The sequence below is a fragment of the Staphylococcus sp. GDY8P45P genome, assembly GCF_017892745.1.
Classification (GTDB): Bacteria; Bacillota; Bacilli; order Staphylococcales; family Staphylococcaceae; genus Staphylococcus; species Staphylococcus cohnii.
Window position 1 is genome coordinate 170,311 of sequence record NZ_JAESLS010000009.1, and the last position, 20,247, is coordinate 190,557.

18 protein-coding genes are annotated in these 20,247 nt (G+C 32.0%); 16 read left to right on the plus strand and 2 right to left on the minus strand.

What is annotated here, in order from left to right; translation table 11 throughout:
- Positions 1–27: 27 nt before the first annotated feature.
- A complete protein-coding gene (gene tagH, locus KA873_RS10680; protein ID WP_107384674.1) occupies positions 28–822 on the minus strand; it encodes a teichoic acids export ABC transporter ATP-binding subunit TagH in 795 nt (264 codons plus the stop codon).
- 366 nt (positions 823–1,188) lie between these two features.
- Here tagH and KA873_RS10685 point away from each other — a divergent pair, with 366 nt between their 5' ends.
- The 4 genes from KA873_RS10685 (at position 1,189) to tagD (ending at position 4,755) form a co-directional block, all read left to right on the plus strand.
- The gene (locus tag KA873_RS10685; RefSeq protein WP_107385249.1) at positions 1,189–1,989 is read left to right on the plus strand and encodes an ABC transporter permease; all 801 of its coding nucleotides are present in this window, start codon (positions 1,189–1,191) and stop codon (positions 1,987–1,989) included.
- A gap of 129 nt (positions 1,990–2,118) precedes the next feature.
- A complete protein-coding gene (gene tarB / locus KA873_RS10690; protein WP_107385250.1) occupies positions 2,119–3,210 on the plus strand; it encodes a teichoic acid glycerol-phosphate primase TarB in 1,092 nt (363 codons plus the stop codon).
- Positions 3,207–4,265 carry a glycosyltransferase family 2 protein gene (locus tag KA873_RS10695; RefSeq protein ID WP_107385251.1) on the plus strand — a complete coding sequence of 353 codons (1,059 nt, stop codon included), beginning with the start codon at positions 3,207–3,209 and terminating at the stop codon, positions 4,263–4,265. The genes tarB and KA873_RS10695 overlap by 4 nt, the downstream gene beginning before the upstream one ends.
- 91 nt (positions 4,266–4,356) lie before the next feature.
- The gene (gene tagD / locus KA873_RS10700; RefSeq protein WP_019468395.1) at positions 4,357–4,755 is read left to right on the plus strand and encodes a glycerol-3-phosphate cytidylyltransferase; all 399 of its coding nucleotides are present in this window, start codon (positions 4,357–4,359) and stop codon (positions 4,753–4,755) included.
- Positions 4,756–4,957: 202 nt separating this feature from the next.
- Here tagD and pbp4 read toward each other — a convergent pair whose 3' ends face one another.
- Positions 4,958–6,250: a penicillin-binding protein PBP4 gene (gene pbp4 / locus KA873_RS10705; protein WP_210140342.1), complete on the minus strand. Its 1,293-nt coding sequence runs from the start codon at positions 6,248–6,250 to the stop codon at positions 4,958–4,960.
- 241 nt (positions 6,251–6,491) lie between these two features.
- Between pbp4 and KA873_RS10710 the strand changes: the two genes are divergently transcribed.
- From KA873_RS10710 to KA873_RS10765, 12 genes are all read left to right on the plus strand, one after another.
- Complete coding sequence (locus tag KA873_RS10710) at positions 6,492–8,210, plus strand: ABC transporter ATP-binding protein (RefSeq protein WP_107385975.1); 1,719 nt, start codon at positions 6,492–6,494, stop codon at positions 8,208–8,210.
- A gap of 339 nt (positions 8,211–8,549) precedes the next feature.
- Positions 8,550–9,779, plus strand: coding sequence for a NupC/NupG family nucleoside CNT transporter (locus KA873_RS10715; protein WP_107384948.1), 1,230 nt, complete (start codon positions 8,550–8,552; stop codon positions 9,777–9,779).
- Between the two features lie 600 nt (positions 9,780–10,379).
- A complete protein-coding gene (locus KA873_RS10720) occupies positions 10,380–11,216 on the plus strand; it encodes a YitT family protein (RefSeq protein ID WP_107384949.1) in 837 nt (278 codons plus the stop codon).
- 298 nt (positions 11,217–11,514) lie between these two features.
- Positions 11,515–12,318 (plus strand): ABC transporter ATP-binding protein, encoded by an 804-nt coding sequence (locus KA873_RS10725; protein ID WP_107384950.1) that lies wholly within the window; start codon positions 11,515–11,517, stop codon positions 12,316–12,318.
- A gap of 8 nt (positions 12,319–12,326) precedes the next feature.
- Positions 12,327–13,328, plus strand: a complete 1,002-nt coding sequence (locus tag KA873_RS10730) for a FecCD family ABC transporter permease (RefSeq protein ID WP_107384951.1) — start codon at positions 12,327–12,329, stop codon at positions 13,326–13,328.
- The gene (locus tag KA873_RS10735; RefSeq protein WP_107384952.1) at positions 13,325–14,341 is read left to right on the plus strand and encodes a FecCD family ABC transporter permease; all 1,017 of its coding nucleotides are present in this window, start codon (positions 13,325–13,327) and stop codon (positions 14,339–14,341) included. Before KA873_RS10730 ends, KA873_RS10735 begins: the two co-directional genes overlap by 4 nt.
- Positions 14,342–14,586: 245 nt before the next feature.
- Positions 14,587–15,555, plus strand: a complete 969-nt coding sequence (gene dhaK, locus KA873_RS10740; protein WP_210140344.1) for a dihydroxyacetone kinase subunit DhaK — start codon at positions 14,587–14,589, stop codon at positions 15,553–15,555.
- A 33-nt stretch (positions 15,556–15,588) separates the two neighbouring features.
- Complete coding sequence (gene dhaL / locus KA873_RS10745) at positions 15,589–16,164, plus strand: dihydroxyacetone kinase subunit DhaL (protein WP_107504978.1); 576 nt, start codon at positions 15,589–15,591, stop codon at positions 16,162–16,164.
- Position 16,165: 1 nt separating this feature from the next.
- A complete protein-coding gene (gene dhaM / locus KA873_RS10750) occupies positions 16,166–16,531 on the plus strand; it encodes a dihydroxyacetone kinase phosphoryl donor subunit DhaM (protein WP_019468162.1) in 366 nt (121 codons plus the stop codon).
- A gap of 185 nt (positions 16,532–16,716) precedes the next feature.
- Entirely contained in the window at positions 16,717–17,217 is a 501-nt protein-coding gene (locus KA873_RS10755; protein ID WP_019468163.1) for a hypothetical protein, read from the plus strand.
- Positions 17,218–17,809: 592 nt separating this feature from the next.
- A complete protein-coding gene (locus KA873_RS10760) occupies positions 17,810–18,877 on the plus strand; it encodes a YkvI family membrane protein (protein WP_107384955.1) in 1,068 nt (355 codons plus the stop codon).
- 144 nt (positions 18,878–19,021) lie between these two features.
- A complete protein-coding gene (locus KA873_RS10765; protein WP_107385968.1) occupies positions 19,022–20,053 on the plus strand; it encodes an alpha/beta hydrolase in 1,032 nt (343 codons plus the stop codon).
- The last annotated feature ends 194 nt before the right edge of the window (positions 20,054–20,247 follow it).

Here is a 20,247-nt window from a genome sequence, read left to right on the forward strand (position 1 = left end):
ATCTATTACATTTAATACGTAATAACATTATTTAACTTCAAATCTTGAATTATCTAATTTATTTCTAAATGCTTTTTGTTCCTCTTTGGAATATTTTTTAAAACCATTCAGAAATTTTTCATATTCAGGTAGGACTTCGTCTAATTCTCCAAATTCTTTTAATTTCCCAGCTTCTATCCATGCGATTTTAGTGCAAAATTCACGCACTTGTTTCATATTATGACTAACGAAGAAGATGGTTTTACCTTGCTTTTTATACTCATAAATTTTATCTAAACATTTTTGAGCAAAAGTTTGGTCTCCAACAGATAATGCTTCATCTATGACAAGAATGTCTGGATTTGTCGTGATATTAATTGAGAAACCTAACTTGGCACGCATACCACTAGAATATTTTTTAACAGGTTGATAAATGAATTCTCCTAATTCACTGAATTCAATAATATCAGGTGTTAATTCTTTAATTTGTTTTCTTGTGAATCCCATGCATAACATTTTGAATTCTATGTTTTCAATACCTGTTAACTGTCCATTTAAACCAGCATTAATTGCAATTACGCTAACTTCACCGTGGCGATCAACATCTCCAGCTGTAGGAGATAGGGATCCACCAATAATATTACTAAGCGTAGATTTTCCTGACCCATTGATGCCTACGAGACCTATAACATCACCTTCGTATGCAGTTAGTGATAAATCATTCAGCGCATAAAAGGTTTTATTTTTATTAAAAGGGACTAAAGCATCCTTTAAACGCTCTTTATTATTGCGATAGATACGGTATTCTTTAGTTACATGTTCAATGTTAACCGATACATTCATAATTTTACCTTCCTTATTTGCAGATAGTATATAGTATATTATATTATATATTAGTTGTTAAATTTATTAACCTATTGTAAAGTAAGTGAGTACAAATTTTAAGATAACGTTCTTATACAATTGTTAAAGTTTACTGAATTTAAGTTATAAAATCAACTGAAATGAAGTCATTTTAGCATAGTTGTTTTTCTATTATACAACAATCATATGTGTAAGCACATCCGCTTTCACTACATAAAATATTTAATTTACTTAATTAAATATAGGTTGTTAAGATTAATAACAAAGCGTATATTAGATTTGAATGAAGTCTTTTTTATAGCATAATTATGATTAGCAAATTGATTGAAAGTGTGGTTTATTTAAATGAGTGCAGTGTGGGTAGTCTTAAAAGAGCATTTTAAAAATTTCTATCTAATTCAAAGGTTAGCACAGTTCCAAGTTAAAATTACTAACACCAATAATTACCTTGGTATGGCTTGGGAATTAATTAATCCAGCAATGCAAATTATGGTTTATTGGTTTGTATTCGGTCTTGGAATTAGAACTAATAATCCAATCGAGGGTGTGCCATTTATTTATTGGTTACTCGTTGGTATTAGTATGTGGTTCTTTGTGAACCAAGGTATTTTAGAAGGTACGAAATCCATCGCAAGTAAATATAATCATGTCGCTAAGATGAATTTCCCATTATCAATTATACCATCATATATAGTGATGAGTAGGTTCTATGGGCATATCGCACTATTAGTTGCTGTTATTTTATTATGTATGCTAGGCGGATATTATCCATCAATCTATACATTACAATTATTTTTATATGTGCCGTTTGCACTAATTTTCACTACAACAGTAGCGCTGTTTACTTCTACGTTAGGTGTACTAGTAAAAGATACACAACCAGCAATACAAGCATTAATGAGAATGGTATTCTTTGCTTCATCTATTTTAATCGTACCGCCAGAAGGTATTGTTAAAGATGTTATGCAACTAAATCCAATATATTATCTTGCTGAGGCGTATCGTGCATCTGTTCTATACAATGAATGGTATTTTATTACACATTGGGAATTAACATTCTATAACTTCTTTATCATCGTATTTTTATTTGTTATAGGATCAATTTTGCATATGCGTTATAGAGATCATTTTGCAGACTTTATGTAATGGAATTTAGACAAAAACGTGTTATATTAAATCCTTTGATGGCTTAAATGTCGTTAAAGGATTTTTCTATAATTTTAAATATAAAATAGCTATAATAAAAGAGAATAAATAATAACCGGCGGTGGAAATTTGAGACAGTTAATAAAAAAGCTTTATATGACAATCATTAGCTTTTTAAATTTGATATATGTAAAGAAAAAAATAGATCCACAGCATATTGTGGTCATGATGACATTTGTTGAAGATGTAATTCCAATTATTGAAGCATTAAATCGAAAATCTTATAAAGTGACAGTGATTGCTAAGGAAATAAATAGAAAACATGTTGAACGATTAGACAATGTGACATTTATACCTGCAGGCAATAAACAAGTCTTCAAACATATAAAGGCGATGAGTACGGCAAAAATCATAGTGATAGATACATATTATTTATTATTTGGTGGTTTCAAAAAGAAATCACAACAGACAATGATTCAAACCTGGCACGCTGTTGGCGCTTTGAAAAATTTTGGACTTACTGACCACCAAGTAGATTTAAATAATAAAAAAATGGTGAAGCAATATAAAAAAGTTTATCAGGCTACTGATAAATATTTAGTGGGGGGCGAGCCAATGGCGGATTGCTTTAAAGTCTCATTTGGCGCACGCGATAATCAGTTTTTAAGAACTGGATTGCCACGGCTTGTTCCATATACGAATTTAGACATCAAACAAAAGCAACAAGCATTAAAATCACAATATGGTATCAAGGATAAATTAGCACTTTATGTACCAACGTACCGCGAACATCATCAAGCCAATCAAGTTATTGATAAAGTGCGTTTTGAAACAGCGTTGCCTTCATATACATTGATTAGTAAATTGCATCCGTCTTTACCTCAAGATAAGCAAAATCATATAAATCTACAATCACTAATGATTATGGCGGACGTTATTATCACAGATTACAGTTCATTAGCAATAGAGGCAAGTTTATTAAATAAGCCAACGCTATTTTATGTCTACGATGAAGCAAATTATGAAAAAGTACGGGGGCTAAATTCATATTATTATGAAATTCCAGAACTTTATAAAGCATATAGTGAAGAAGGCATCGTTCATATACTTCAAGCACATGCAAGTGAATTAAAGCCGTTATTTAAAAATTGGCATGACTATAATGATCAAAATAGTTTGAATCAGGTTATAAATCATATAGAGAAAATGGTGAAAACATGAAAATATCAATTATCATACCCGTTTATAATGCAGCAAATACAATTCAAAGAGCGATAAGTTCTGTAGATACAAAGCAAGATTATGAAATTATTTGTATCAATGATGGTTCAACAGATGAGAGTAAACAAGTTTTAGAAAGATTACAAAAAGCATACAAAAACATTCGGATTATTAATCAGGAAAATCAAGGTGCAGCGATGAGTAGAAATAATGCATTGGCCTACGTCACAGGTGATGCTTTTATGTTTTTAGATGCAGATGATGTGTTTTTGCCTAATAGTATAGATGCTATGGCCGATTACTTTCAACAGGATGAACATGTAGATATTGTATTAGGACAAATTGGTAGGTTAAATAATGGCACATGGCAAAGTTTTTATACGCATCAGCCAATACAAAAATTTGATAAAGTAAATTTAGCACAATGTCCTGAAATGATGCAGTCTATCGGACCTGGAGGTAAGTTATTCAGTGCCACATTCAAAGACTTACGATTTGATGAAGATGTAGTGTTTTGCGAAGAACATACATTTATGATAAAAGCGTATAAGAAAGCGCGGGATGTACAATTATTACCATTTATTGTGTATGGTTATCATGAAGAAAAAGGGTCAGTCACAGCTCAAAGGGCAGATCGATTTGTAAATTACATGAGTGATGCGATTAAAGTAAGACATAGAGTGATGGATACATTGTTGTTAAGAGAAGAAAGGATTTATTATAGTTATCGTATGGATGAGCTCATTGTCAGTTATTTGCTTCAAGCATATCTCACAAATAATAAAAAACTAACAGACTCATTTTTAGATGTTGTAACGACTTATATGCATAATATGCAGGAAGCAGATTATGCAGGAGAGGCAATGTTTAGAATAATTAAGGTTGTTGAACAATGTGGTAAGAACTGGAATAAATCATTATATAAAAAATGGCAAGAAGCATTACTTAATGTTGGCATTGGTAGACCGAACTATTACCGTTTTCAAATTGAAGTGTTACCGAAACGTGTAAAATTCAGGGGCAAGTTGAAATTAAAACAAATACTAAAAAAATGAATTTTGGGTATAGTTCGTAAACTTTAAATCAGTGTGCTATACTTTTAAAAAATGTAAATTTTAATTAAATTTTGTTAAGGAGTATGAGCGTATGAAACGTGTTATTACTTATGGAACGTATGATTTATTACATTATGGTCACATTGAATTATTAAGAAGAGCTAGAGAAATGGGCGATTATTTAGTAGTTGCATTATCTACAGATGAATTTAATCGCATTAAAAATAAAAAGTCTTATTACAATTATGAACAACGAAAAATGATGTTAGAGTCTATTCGTTATGTTGATCTTGTAATCCCTGAAAGTGGATGGGGACAAAAAGAGATCGACGTTGATCGTTATGAAATCGATACTTTTGTAATGGGGCATGACTGGGAAGGTGAATTTGACTTCTTGAAAGATAAATGTGAAGTGATTTACCTTAACCGTACAGAAGGCATTTCCACTACTAAAATCAAAAAAGAACTTTATGGTGATGCAGAAAAATAAATTGACAATGATTTGTCGATAATAAATTGTAATTTTAATAAATCATATGTTTAGTAAATATATTAAGCGAGGCTGGGACTTTATAATGTCCCAGCCTCAATTTGTTTAGTCATCGAATTATCAACAGAGTAAAAGCCCCGAGAAGATTGCTAAGTTAAAGCATCTTTTCGGGACTGAATTTTGGTACTGATATTCGGGTACTTTATTTATGATTTTTTCTATTTTTGAAAGTTTCGATAATAAGATAAATAATAATTGCGATTGCAGCTATGATTAAAATCGTTCCTAATAAAGTGAGAATTGGATGTTCATCCCACGTCGTTTTCACAACTGTAGTAGTTTGATGTAGGATTGGTTTACTTACATTAACTGTTGGAGGACCGTATTTTTCAGAAATGAATTTACGGTCATACTCAATATGTAATTTACCATCCTCGATTACATATTTATAATCATTTTTATCAAAATCTTTTGGAAGCACATCGTATAAGTCTTTTTCTACATAATATGTTTTCCCATTAATTTCGTGATTGCCTTTAGAAATAATTTTTTGGTATTTAAATTGATCAAAAGACATGTTCATTAAGGCATTTCCCATCATATTACGTTGTTTTTCGCCGCCTAAGTTGTCATAGTTACCGGCACCCATAATTGTCTGATTAATTCTAAAGTTACCTCTTTTTGTAGTGATAGTATGATTGTAATCTGCAATATCACTAGAACCAGTTTTCAAACCATCAGTACCTTCTAAGCTCATATCCGCACCTTCTAAAGAATGATTGAATGTATAATATGTAACACCGTGTTGGGTTGGAGCTAATTGTTTAGTGAAATAAATAATTTTCGGTGTATCTTGAATGGTACGTTGAGCTAAAATTGTAAAATCTTTAGCTGTTGATGTATTATTTTCTTCATTTTTATATTTTTTAGGTGCGAAGTCTTTTAATTGTTTGTTTTCCGCGCCTGTTGGATTAACAAAATGTGTATCTTTCATACCTATTGATTTTGCTTTTTTGTTCATTGCATCTGTAAAATCTGACAGGTTTCCGGATACTTCTTGTCCAAGTATAAGTGCTGCGGCATTGCTTGAATTTGAAACTGTGATTTGGAGTAACTCTTTAATCGTGTATGTTTCTCCAGGATAAAGCTTGGTATTACTTAATTCAGGTAAAGTAGACATTCTGTAGTGTTTGTCTGTGATTTTAACTTTATCATCTAAAGATAAATCCCCGTTATTAACTGCTTCGATTGTTAAATACATGGTCATTAATTTACTCATCGAAGCAGGATACCACTCTTTATCAGCATTATATTGATAAAGAATTTGACCAGTTTGAGCGATATTTACTGCACCTTCAGGTTGATAATTATCAGTAACGTTATAACCATATTGATTTGCCGCCTGTGTAGGTGTTACTGTTTCAGCTTTGGCAAAAGGTGTTATAATTGAACCGACGAAGAGTACAGTTACAATTGCCAGAATTAACTTTCTCATAATTACATTCCCTCTTAACATGTTCTGTTTTATTGCAATAGAAGTATTTTAGCATATTGTATGTAGTTTATAAAATGTTACACAGAAGAATATTTTTAATAAATAATTAATTGAAAATTATTGTGTAAAACATGATAAAATAAGTTGAAATTAATTTAACTTATTACTTCGAAATTCATCTGCTCATAATTAATATAAGTAAGAGGTAATTTAAAATATTTTTAGAAGAGGTAAATTAGACATGAATCAAGAGAATCCATTATTCTACTTATTTAAAAAATTATCATGGCCTGTTGGTCTGATTATCATAGCTGTTTTAATTTCTTCATTAGGTAGTATTACAGGACTAGTAGTTCCGTTTTTTACAGGTAAACTTGTAGATAAATTTTCTTTTGAAAATATTAATTGGATGTTTATCACTGCATTTATTTCAATATTTATTATCAATGCTTTACTTAGTGGTATAGGACTGTATTTATTGAGTAAAATCGGTGAGAAAATCATATACGCAATTCGATCTGTTTTATGGAAACACATAATTCACTTAAAAATGCCTTTTTTTGATAAAAATGAAAGTGGACAATTAATGAGTCGTTTAACAGACGATACAAAAGTAATCAATGAATTTATTTCACAAAAATTGCCAAACTTATTACCTTCTGTGTTGACTATTATTGGTTCTTTAATAATGTTATTTGTGATGGATTGGCAAATGACTTTGCTAACTTTTATCACGATACCTATATTTGTATTAATAATGATTCCATTAGGTAAAATCATGCAAAATATTTCTAAAAAAACTCAGACCGAGATTGCGAATTTCAGTGGTTTACTAGGCCGTGTATTAACAGAAATGCGCCTAGTAAAAGTTTCACGTACAGAAAAAACAGAGTTAAACAATGCGCATAAAAATTTACAAGAAATATACTTTTTAGGACTAAAGCAAGCTAAGATTACAGCTATCATACAACCTATATCAGGTGTGATTATGTTATTAACAATTGCAGTTATCTTAGGATTTGGTGCAATTCGAATTTCTACTGGGGCAATTACAGCTGGAACCTTAATTGCAATGATTTTTTATGTTATACAACTCACACAACCTATCATCAATTTATCAACTTTGGTTACAGATTATAAAAAGGCTGTGGGGGCAAGTAGTCGTATATATGAAATAATGGAAGAACCTACTGAAGTATTTGAATTAGAACAAGCTAAACCAATCATCGATGGTAACTTATCATTTGAAAATGTACATTTTAAATACGGTAATAAACCAATTCTTACAAATGTGAATTTTGATATACCTTCTGGTAGCATTACTGCTTTTGTGGGGCCTTCAGGTTCAGGTAAGAGTACAATTTTTAATATTATAGAGAGAATGTATGACATAGAACAAGGTGATATCACTTATGGTAGCCAATCGATTTATAATATAGATCTAGGTGATTGGCGTGAAAAAATTGGTTATGTTATGCAATCTAATTCAATGATGAATGGTACAATCAGAGACAACATTTTATATGGAATTAATCGTGAAGTTTCAAATGAGGAATTAATTTACTATGCAAAATTAGCAAATTGTCATGAATTTATTATAGCGTTTGAAGATGGTTATGACACAATCGTTGGTGAGCGAGGCTTAAAATTGTCAGGGGGCCAACGTCAACGAATAGATATTGCGAGAAGTTTTGTTAAAAACCCAGACATCTTATTATTGGATGAGGCAACTGCTAATTTAGATAGCGAAAGTGAACGAAAGATTCAAGATGCTTTAGAAGAATTGATGGAAAACAGAACAACTATCGTGATTGCCCATAGACTATCTACAATTAAAAAAGCAGAACAAATTATTTTTATTGATAATGGTAGTGTTACAGGTGTAGGTACTCATCAGGATTTGATTGCTAGCCATGAAAAATATCAACAATTTGTTCATACACAAAATTTAACAAAGTAATATTAAAAACACGTATAATTTGTTGTTAGATAAATATGTTTTTTTGACTATAAACGAACCATAAAATTTTTACTTTATATAATGTACATACATGGTATAATTATTGTGAATTCATAAGTAACAATCATTTGGGGAATGATAGATTTTTATCAAGAATGAAATTAAATAAATGGGTAACAAAATTCAAGATGAGTATATTTACCACTGTGTAATTAATCTTTACAACTTTTTTAATGAGCGAGAGAAAATGTACTCATCTTAATAATTCTTATACATAATCGAGTGTTGCTTTTAAATATTCAATTAATTATTTATTTAATAGGAAATGGTGGGTGTATGATGTTTTTACTAATTAATATTATTGGGTTAATTGTGTTTTTAGGTATTGCTGTCCTTTTTTCTAGAAAGAAATCAGCTATCCAATGGAAATCAATTGGTATTTTAGTCGTGATTAACTTGTTCTTAGCGTGGTTCTTTATGTATTTCCCTTGGGGGAAAGCAGGCGTTCAATTATTAGCAAATGGTATTTCATGGGTCATTGATTCAGCACATGTAGGTACAGGGTTTGCATTTGCCAGTTGGACAAATACTGAAATGATGGATATGGCTGTGAGTGCACTATTTCCAATACTATTAGTAGTGCCATTATTTGATATCTTGATGTATTTTAATGTATTACCCAAAGTTATAGGTGGTATTGGTTGGGTTTTAGCTAAAATTACACGTCAGCCAAAATTCGAGTCTTTCTTTGGTATTGAAATGATGTTTTTAGGAAATACAGAAGCATTAGCAGTTTCAAATGAACAATTGAAACGCATGAAAGAAACACGTGTGTTAACGGTAGCGATGATGTCGATGAGTTCGATTTCTGGTGCAATTGTTGGCGCATATGTATCAATGATACCTGGTGATTTAGTGTTAACAGCTATTCCATTAAATATCATTAATGCAATTATTGTTTCTTCTATTTTAAATCCTGTTACTGTAGAAGAAAAAGAAGATATTATTTATAGTATTCGCAATGAAGAAATTGAGAAACAACCATTTTTCTCATTTTTAGGTGATTCAGTATTAAATGCGGGTAAATTGATTTTAATCATCATTGCTTTTGTAATTAGTTTTGTTGCACTTTCTGATTTAATTGATCGTTTTATTAATTTAATCACAGGTATCGTCGGCAGTTGGGCTGGTATTAAAGGAAGCTTTGGTCTAGATCAAATACTTGGTACATTTATGTATCCATTTGCTTTATTGTTAGGTTTACCGTTTGACGAGGCGTGGATAGTTGCGCAACAAATGGCTAAGAAAATTGTAACGAACGAATTTGTGGTGATGGGCCAAATTAAAGATGTCATTGATTCATACTCACCACACAGACGTGCAGTTATTGCAACATTTTTAGTATCATTTGCTAACTTCTCAACAATAGGAATGATTATTGGAACATTAAAAGGAATTGTAGATAAGAAAACATCTGATTTTGTTTCGCAATATGTGCCAATGATGTTACTTGCGGGTATTTTAGTATCGCTAATGACTGCTGGATTTGTTGGTTTGTTTGCTTGGTAAAGCATTTTTTAATGAGTGGATCATTATAAAATGATAGATGCTGAAACAGCCTCAGGGTATGTCAATCGAGTGAAAAGTTGTAATAAGGTATTTATTCATATTAATAAACTATGTAAAAGGAGCGTGTGAGATCAATTAATGATTGATATCAATAGCGCTCCTTTTTTGCACTAGTAGTTGTGAGTTAGGTAACATGATGTTTTGAAAATAAAAATAAAGCCAAGTAATTGAAGTGAGGAGACACATTCAATATTACTTGGCTTTTACGGGAAATGAATTAATTGTATATTAATAGTAAGGACTAGGTACTAAAAATATACTCGAGCAAAAATTGTTTTGTATGTTACTATAAACAACACAAAGGAGATGGCTTCTTATTGGCAATCAATAAGAAGATAGATTTTATTATAGCAAAGGAAAGTGTATAAGTAAACCGAAAATTCAGAATTTTTGAACTTTTAAAATGATATTAAAAACAAACCTTATAAAATCAAGCTTTTGTAAGTATGTGGTTCAGAATTTTTTTCGAATGATGTTGTGGTAAGTTCTATAGTTTGCTAATATTCAATTGATTGAAGTTAATTTGAGGGGGTCATGTGGGTGAATAAAACAGTACGAGATTTGTTATTTGTTGTAATTGGGTCATTTATATTTTCAGCAGGCGTTAATACTTTTATCATATCTGCTGATTTAGGCGAAGGAGGCGTGACCGGTATAGCTATCGTACTCTATTATGCCTTTCACATTTCTCCTGGTGTAACAAACTTTGTATTCAATGCAGTACTTATTGCTATCGGTTACAAGTTTTTAAGTAAGAGAAGTATGTATTTAACGATAGTGGCGACAATATTGATCTCACTATTTTTGGAATTAACAGTGAGTTGGAAAATTGAGACAGGTAACATATTAGTTAATGCAGTTTTTGGTGGTATGTCTGTAGGTCTAGGTATTGGTGTTATCGTTCTTGCAGGAGGGACAACTGCTGGAACAACGATATTAGCTAGAATAGCTAATAAATATTTAGATGTTAGTACACCATATGCGCTGTTGTTCTTTGATTTAATTGTTGTTGCAATATCATTAACAGTAATTCCTGTTCCGAGTGCGTTAGTCACAGTGATTTCACTTTATATCGGTACAAAAGTAATGGATTATGTTATAGAAGGTTTAAATACGAAAAAAGCAATGACGATTATTTCTAGTAAACCAGATGAAATAGCGAAAGTGATTGATGAACAGGTTGGACGTGGTTTAACAATATTAAATGGTAGAGGTTATTTCTCTAAACAAGAAAAAGACATATTGTATGTTGTTATTACTAAAACACAAGTTAGTAAAGCGAAACGTTTAATCAAACGCATCGATAATGAGGCATTTTTAGTTATACATGATGTTCGTGATGTTTACGGTAATGGTTTCTTAATTGATGAACATTAATAATGAAAAAAATCCAAATTAAAACCTTGATGCATCAAGGTTTTAATTTAGGTACAGTTACAATAATTCGACAAATAAGAAATTAATCATACGGTTTAAAATGCAATATGGCAAACCTAAACATATTTATAGAGCATACATATTGCATATTATCATAGAACATTTATTAGTCATCATATCTAAAAAATGATATAATATCATCTGTGATAATGATTATCATTTAAATAACAAATTAGATTAAAGTGATATAGATATAGATTGTTTTTTGGTACATTTTGTATTAGGAAGAAGGTAAATTATGACTCGATTAGAAGGAGAACAAGTTACGATAGGTTACGGGGATAATGTTATCGTAGATAATTTGGATGTTCATATTCCGACTGGTAAAATTACATCCATTATAGGACCAAATGGTTGTGGAAAGTCTACATTACTAAAAGCATTGTCACGTCTTTTACCAATTAAAGATGGTGAAATCAAATTAGATGGTGAAAACCTGCATACACAATCAACAAAAGAAGTCGCAAAAAAAATTGCTATTTTACCACAATCGCCAGAGGTCGCTGATGGACTTACGGTTGGAGAGCTTGTTTCTTATGGTCGCTTTCCACATCAAAAAGGATTTGGAAGACTTTCTGCTGAAGATAAAAAAGAGATTGACTGGGCAATGAATGTAACAGGGACTTATGAATTCCGACTACGTTCTATCAATGATTTAAGTGGTGGTCAACGTCAAAGAGTATGGATTGCTATGGCATTAGCACAACGAACAGATATTATTTTCTTAGACGAGCCTACAACATATTTAGATATTTCACACCAATTAGAAATCTTAGAATTAATTACTCAATTAAACCAGGAACAAGGTTGCACTATTATTATGGTGTTACATGATATTAATCAAGCAGTCCGTTTCTCAGATCATCTAATTACGATGAAACATGGAGACATTGTTGCTTCTGGTGATACGGAAGATGTTTTAACTAAAGAAAACTTAGAAAAAGTATTCAATATAGATGTAGAAATTAGTACAGATCCTAGAACAGGGAAACCAATGCTAGTTACCTATGATTTATGTAGAAAAAGCTATTCAGAAATTTAGGTGTAAACATGGCTACGCAAAAAAAAGGAAAATTAAGCTTCACAACAACATTTATAATTAGTTTGATTCTGTTAGTCATTGCTTTGACGGTATCAATATTGATTGGAGATGCTAAAATTCATATTTCAACAATATTTGATGCTATATTCAATTATGATAATAAGAATCAGCAACATAATATCATTAGCGAAATACGCATACCAAGAGATATAGGAGCAATGCTCGTAGGTGTAGCATTGGCGACTTCAGGTGCAGTCATTCAAGGCGTTACTAAAAATGGTTTAGCAGACCCGAGTTTAATCGGATTAAATTCAGGTGCTTCATTTATGTTAGCGCTAACTTTTGCATTTTATCCGACAGCACCATTTATAGTGCTGATGATTGCAGGATTTATCGGTGCTATCATGGGCGGATTTATTGTACTGATGATTGGCAGATCAAGAAGTGATGGTTTTAATCCGATGAGGATTATATTGGCTGGGGCTGCCGTAAGTGCTTTGCTAACAGCTTTAAGTCAAGGTGTAGCGTTATTGTTTAGATTAAATCAAAGTTTAACGTTTTGGAGCGCCGGCGGTGTTTCTGGTACGACTTGGGGACAGCTCGTTTGGGCAGCGCCATTTATCATTATTGCATTGGTTATCATCATTGCGATGAGTAAACATTTAACAATTTTAAATTTAGGTGAAACTTTAGCGATTGGATTGGGACAAAATGTTGCATTAACGCGAGCGATTGCTTTAATTATATCCATGGTTATGGCGGGTATTGCTGTAGCGATGGTTGGTCAAATAGCCTTTGTAGGACTAATGGTCCCGCATATTGTACGTTATTTAGTAGGTACAGACTATGCTCGTGTTCTGCCATTAACTGCTGTTGTTGGTGGCTTATTGCTACTCGTTGCAGATACGTTAGCACGCATGTTAGGTGAAGCTCCAGTAGGTGCAATTATTTCATTTATTGGCGTACCTTACTTCTTGTATTTGGTTAAACGAGGAGGACGCTTTTCATGATAGACCCAAAATTAAGATATAAACAGTTCATTACCATGATTATTCTTATAATATTGATAATATTCGCATGTGCTTGGAGCATGACTTCAGGTGAATATAAGATGTCGATAGGTACTTTTTTTAAAACACTTATAGGTCAAGGTGAATATACTGATACACTGATACTTATGGAATTTCGATTTCCAAGGATGGTTATAACTATTTTAGCCGGAGCTGCATTAGCGATGAGTGGGGCTATTATACAAAGTGTGACTAAAAACCCATTAGCTGAACCTGGCATTTTAGGTATAAATGCGGGAAGTGGGTTTGCCATTGCATTATTTATAGTAGTCGGCCAAGTTAATGCGGATAATTTTGTGTATGTATTACCATTTATAAGTATGATTGGTGGTATACTAACTGCGCTAATTATTTTTTCGTTTAGTTATAATAAAGGTGAAGGTATCACTCCAGCAAGTATGGTGTTAGTAGGTGTAGGTATGGCTACAGCTTTAAGTGGTGGTTCGCTAACACTAATGTCAACATTTGACGAAGATCAATCAGAGTTTATTGCTTCATGGCTTGCAGGTAACATTTGGGGTGATGAATGGGCGTTTGTAATTGCCTTTCTACCTTGGGTCATTGTACTTATACCATTTTTATTGTTAAAAGCGAATGTATTAAATTTATTAAATACACATCAACATATTGCTCAAGGTGTTGGGGTGAAAATTGGTAGAGAACGCATTGTATTATTATTAATAGCAGTAATTCTGTCATCGGCTGCAGTATCTGTTGCGGGAGCTATTGGATTTATAGGATTGTTAGGTCCACATATTGCTAAATCAATTGTTGGCCCGAGACATCAACTATTTTTACCAATTTCTATATTAATAGGTGCATTTTTACTTGTATTAGCAGACACAGTCGGACAAGTGATATTACAACCTTCTGGCATGCCAGCTGGAATTGTTGTATCTATTATTGGTGCGCCTTACTTCTTATATTTAATGTATAAAACAAAATCAGTTTAAGTGCATCAATAAGGTTATAAAATTTTTGTACGTGTTAAATAAGTATGAAAAGAGATGAGCATATCGTTAAAGATGGTTGCAAGTAAAGAATAAATTTCATATATGAGCGGGTTTTAAAATCAATTTTGAAAATGATTGATTGTAGACCCGCTTTTTTTATAAAGAAAAAACCTTTGAGTTGTTAGCGTTTACATTTATGTGTAGGGTATACTATAAGTGAATAGTGAAAATAGGAGGTCCTCATTATGAAAAAGCTCATTAAAGATAAAAAACAATTTTTACCAGATATGTTAGATGGTCTTTCGATTTCAAATAAAAATGTCGAAGTAATTGCTGACACAGTAGTAGTGCGTAAACAGAAAAAAGAAAAAGGCGTAGCAATTGTTTCTGGCGGTGGGAGTGGTCATGAACCTGCACATGCAGGGTATGTAGCACAAGGCATGCTAGATGCTGCAGTATGTGGTGAGGTATTTACATCTCCAACACCTGATAAAATTTTAAGTGCAATTAAAGCCGTGGACAACGGAGAAGGTGTACTGCTTGTTGTAAAAAACTATGCAGGTGATGTTATGAATTTCGAAATGGCTCAAGAAATGGCGGAAATGGAAGATATTCAAGTAGAGACAGTAGTGGTCAAGGATGATGTTGCTGTTAGTGATGAAGCGCAACGTAGAGGTGTCGCTGGTACAGTGTTTGTGCATAAAATAGCTGGATATTTAGCTGAAAAGGGAACATCGCTGTCACTAATTAAAGAAAAATTAAATGAATTATTACCAACTATCAAATCAATAGGTATGGCTTTAACACCACCGTTAGTTCCGACGACAGGACAGTATGGTTTCGATATAGATGATGAATCAATGGAAATCGGTATTGGTATACATGGCGAAAAGGGTCTAGCACGTGAAAAAGTTGAAAGTGTAGATATAGTTGTAGAACGATTGATCGCCGAATTATTGAAAGAGGTAGAAGATGAACAACTTATCGTGATGATAAACGGTATGGGAGCTACACCTTTATCTGAACTAAATATTGCAACAAAATACGTGGCACAACAATTAGAAGATAAACAAAAAGATGTGAAATTATGGTTTGTTGGGGACTATATGACTTCATTAGACATGGAAGGTTTATCAATAACCTTTTTACCATTTACAGAAACAGTTTATGAGGCATTGACTGCACCGACAAGTAGTCCATATTTTAATGCGTAAATAACGAATATATAAGACAGGAAGTGAAGAAGAATGAATGTGTCAGAGTTAAAAGAAAAATTGCTTGATTTAGTTGATGTCTTTGAAGAAAAAGAATCATTATTAACAGAATTAGATAGAGCAATTGGTGACGGTGATCATGGCGTGAATATGTTAAGAGGATTTAAAGCCTTACCCGAAAAGCTAGATGATAGCTCTATGTCTGCATTATTAAAATCTACTGGTATGACATTAATGTCTAATATTGGTGGTGCTTCTGGTCCACTTTATGGATTCAGTTTTGTGAAAATGTCTCAAGTTGTAGGCGATGAAATTGACAAAGAAAATTTAAAAACAATGCTTAATACATTTTCCGAGGCAATTGCACAACGTGGTAAAGTTGAACTAAATGAAAAAACGATGTATGACGTTATTGAACGCACTAATGAAGCGATTAATAACGGAGAAACTTTATCATTTGAAGATTTACAATCATTTGCAGAATCCACTAAGGAAATAGTAGCTACTAAAGGTAGAGCTGCCTATTTTAAAGAAGCTTCAAAAGGACATGTTGACCCGGGAGCACAGAGTAGTGTATATATTTTAAACGCATTGATAGGAGCTGATTAGTATGACGCAAATTATCATTGTAAGCCATAGTAAAGAGATCGCTGACGGGACTAAAGCGCTGGTAAGTCAAATGGTAGGAGAGGATATCACAATCACGGCACAAGGTGGTGTGAACGGTAAAATCGGAACATCATATGACGATATTCAAGAAATGGTGAATCAAATAGATGATGACACATTATGTTTTTATGACATTGGTTCTGCTGAAATGAATTTAGATTTAGCGATTGAGATGTATGATGGCAAGCATCGTGTAGAAAAAATAGATGCACCGATTGTTGAAGGTACTTTTACTGCAGCTGTAAATATTTCTGTAGGAAATACCGTAGACGAAGTGATAAATGAACTAAATACGAAATTTGGCTAAATGAAAAAATATGGAGTAATGACACTATTCAAGAAGTTATAATTATATATATGAGTAGCGTATGTAATTATAACTTTTTCAAGTAACTTGACAAAAATATTCTTTTTTATATGAATATATAATTAAGATATGGTAAAATGAGACTTAACTATTAAAGAAATCTGGATATCTAGGAGGACATTGCAATGAAAGAATTGATACAAAAGCATGTCTTAAACGGTGAATTTGAATCAGTATACCGTCTTATGTCCCAGACAGATTTTATGGAATTTGAAGAAGCTTATATCTCAAGCGCTCATGAAGTGGAAAGTATCATGTTTTATACATGTATTTTAGATATGATGAAAACTGAAGAAACTGCAGAAATGCATGACTTAGCTTTTCTACTACTCGTTTATCCATTAAGTGAACTACAAGGTGCTTTAGATTCTGCGTATTATCATGCAGATTCATCCATAAAACTTACTGACGGCAAAGAAGTAAAAAGCTTATTACAGATGTTGTTATTACATGCAGTTCCTGAACCAGTCATTTCTGATAAAAAAGCATTAGAGATTTCTCGCCAAATACTTAAACTAGATCCAACGAATAGCGTTGCGCGTAATGTACTTAAAGAAACAGCGAAACGTTTGGATAATGTTGTCGTTGATTTCAATGAACTAAATCGTTTTAAAAATGCACATTAACTTGAGTGATAATTAAATTTTAGTATAGTGTTTAATTCTGATGTAAAAACAAATGTATATGAAAATGACTTTTGAGGCTGAGACAAATGGATTGTCTCAGCCTTTTATGCATGATCAAAAGGTCAAGTGAAACTAAGCGTTATTTTCTTAAAACATTGGGATGGCTCGTTAGGGTGGTACCATGAAAGCATTTTAAATCAATGAGATTTCTGTTCCGCTCATTTTTATTTTGTTATTATCATATGAGTGAAAATAACACTGTAATTTACTTTTTATATTTATTAATTACAGTAAGAGATGAAGAAATGAAAATTTTTTCAAAAAAATTTTCATTTTATTTTTAGAATTATCATAAAACTAGAAAATGTATAAAGTTGCAAAATCTTATTATGAATTGTTCATTTTTATAGTGTATCTAGGAATGGATGATTTATTTTTAAAAGATAAAATGAATGATTAAAAAGAAATATATTGTTTGACTATTATGTTTAATTTTAATGAATTGTGCAAATCTTAATTTTCTCATGTTGCAAATTACAGTCAGTACGTTATAATTACAAAATGTGTTAACTATGAGGAGGTTATTTATCACATGGGGTTGAATAAAGAAGCTATAAAAATTGGTTTCGCTTATGTCGGTATCGTCGTAGGTGCTGGCTTTTCAACAGGACAGGAAGTTATGCAATTCTTCTCACCATATGGCCTATGGTCATATATTGGTGTTTTACTTTCTGGGCTAATTTTAGGATTTATTGGAAGACAAGTTGCAAAAATTGGGACTGCGTTTGACGCACAAAACCATGAATCAACTTTAGACTATTTATTTGGAAATGCATTCAGTAAAATTGTAGACTACTTACTTATCTTTTTCCTATTTGGTATTTCAGTTACTATGATTGCTGGAGCAGGATCAACATTTCAAGAAAGCTTCGGTGTACCGACGTGGTTAGGTGCATTGATAATGGTAATCGCAATATATATCACACTATTGATGGACTTTAATAAAATTGTACGTGCTTTAGGTATTGTTACGCCATTCTTAATTATATTAGTAGTTATTATTGCTGCGTACTATCTTTTCAATGGTAGTATTTCATTTGGAAAAGTTAACGAAACTGTACCACATGACAGCTTATGGCTAGGTATACTTAAAGGTATTAACTACGGTGGTCTTGCATTTGCTGTAGGATTCAGTACTATTGTCGCTATAGGTGGCGATGCTTCAAGACGTCGCGTTTCAGGCGCTGGCGCGCTATTTGGAGGTATTATTTATACCATATTATTAGCGTTAATTAACTTTGCATTACAGTCTGAATTCCCAAAAATCAAAGATGCAGATATTCCGATGTTAACGTTAGCAAATGCAATTAATCCTTGGATAGCACTTGTGCTATCGGTAATTATGTTAGCAGTAATGTATAATACAATTTTAGGTTTAATGTATTCATTTGCAGCGAGATTTACAGAACCATACAGTAAAAAATATCATATCTTTATCATAGTTATGGTAATTGTGGCTTATGGTTTAAGCTTTGTAGGTTTCGCAGGATTAATTAACTACTTATATCCAATAATGGGATATGTTGGTTTAATTGTTGTTATTGGAGTACTTATTAAGTATTACAGTAGAAAACGACAAAACAAGAAATTTATTGCTTAATCTTTAAAAGTGAAAACATAATTTATATATGATATAGCTCAGCTTGCCAACTTATGCAAGCTGAGTTTTCTAATTCATTATCCCTGTAATACTATTGTGAACTTATTTATTATGGTACAATGCTTCCGAAAGGAAAGGTAATCTATGAAGAAAAAACATAAATGGACCCTTATCACAGCTTTTATCATTGTCACTGTTGTAGTAGTTATGGCAGTACTTTTAAAACTACAGTATGATAGACAAAACACGGGTAAAGTACACGAAAAAGTTCAAATTAATAATAAAAATGTGAATGCTTTTACAAATATCACTTATGGTAAAGGATTGCCAAATAGTCGACTTGATATATTAACTCCGAATGAATTAGATCAAGATAATAAACTTCCAGTAATTTTTTGGATGCATGGTGGAGGATTTATTGCAGGAGATAAACAATATAAAAACCCATTATTATCTAAGATTGCTGAACAGGGTTATATTGTGGTAAATATTAATTATGCACTTGCACCAGATTTTAAATATCCTATGCAATTACAACAGATTGATCAAGCGGTGAGTTTTATTAAGAGAAATAAACATGAATTGCCTATTGATTTCAATCAAGTTATCTTTGGTGGAGATTCCGCAGGTGCACAATTATCAAGTCAATTCACAGCGATACAAACGAATGAATCTTTAAGAGAAGACATGAACTTTAAGCAACAATTCGAACCAGATCAACTTAAAGCGGCCATCTTTTTTGGTGGATTTTATGACATGAAAACAGTTAAAGCAACAGAATTCCCAAGAATTCAACTCTTTATGGAAAGCTATACTGGGAAGCGAGATTGGGAACAACAATTTAAGTATATAAGTGAGATGTCTACTATCAATCAAGTTACAGAGGATTATCCTCCAACATTTTTATCAGTGGGTGATGCTGACCCATTTTATAGTCAGAATATTGAATTCTATAAAAAATTAAAGTCAACAGACGTACCAGTTGATACATTATTTTATGACGGTTCACATAAATTGAGACATCAGTATCAATTTCATATGGAATTACCAGAATCGCAGCAAAATATGAAAGACGTCTTAAGGTTTTTAAGTAGAAATACTACTTCCTCAGGTGTTGAAACGGAATATCAATCTGAAGATGCAAATCCAAATGGTGTTGAATTAAACCCGTACTAGCTTATCAATGGCTAAACATGTTTGAATCAAATAACCTCAACTTTATAAAGATTTTGAAATAAAAAACACTTTCGTTGAATGCAAATGAGATGTATTCATACGGAAGTGTTTTTATTAATATTGAATAGATTCATATTTATTTGTTAGTTTGTTTTAACTATACGTTTGAGAATGAAATAGAAGTATTGGGAGTG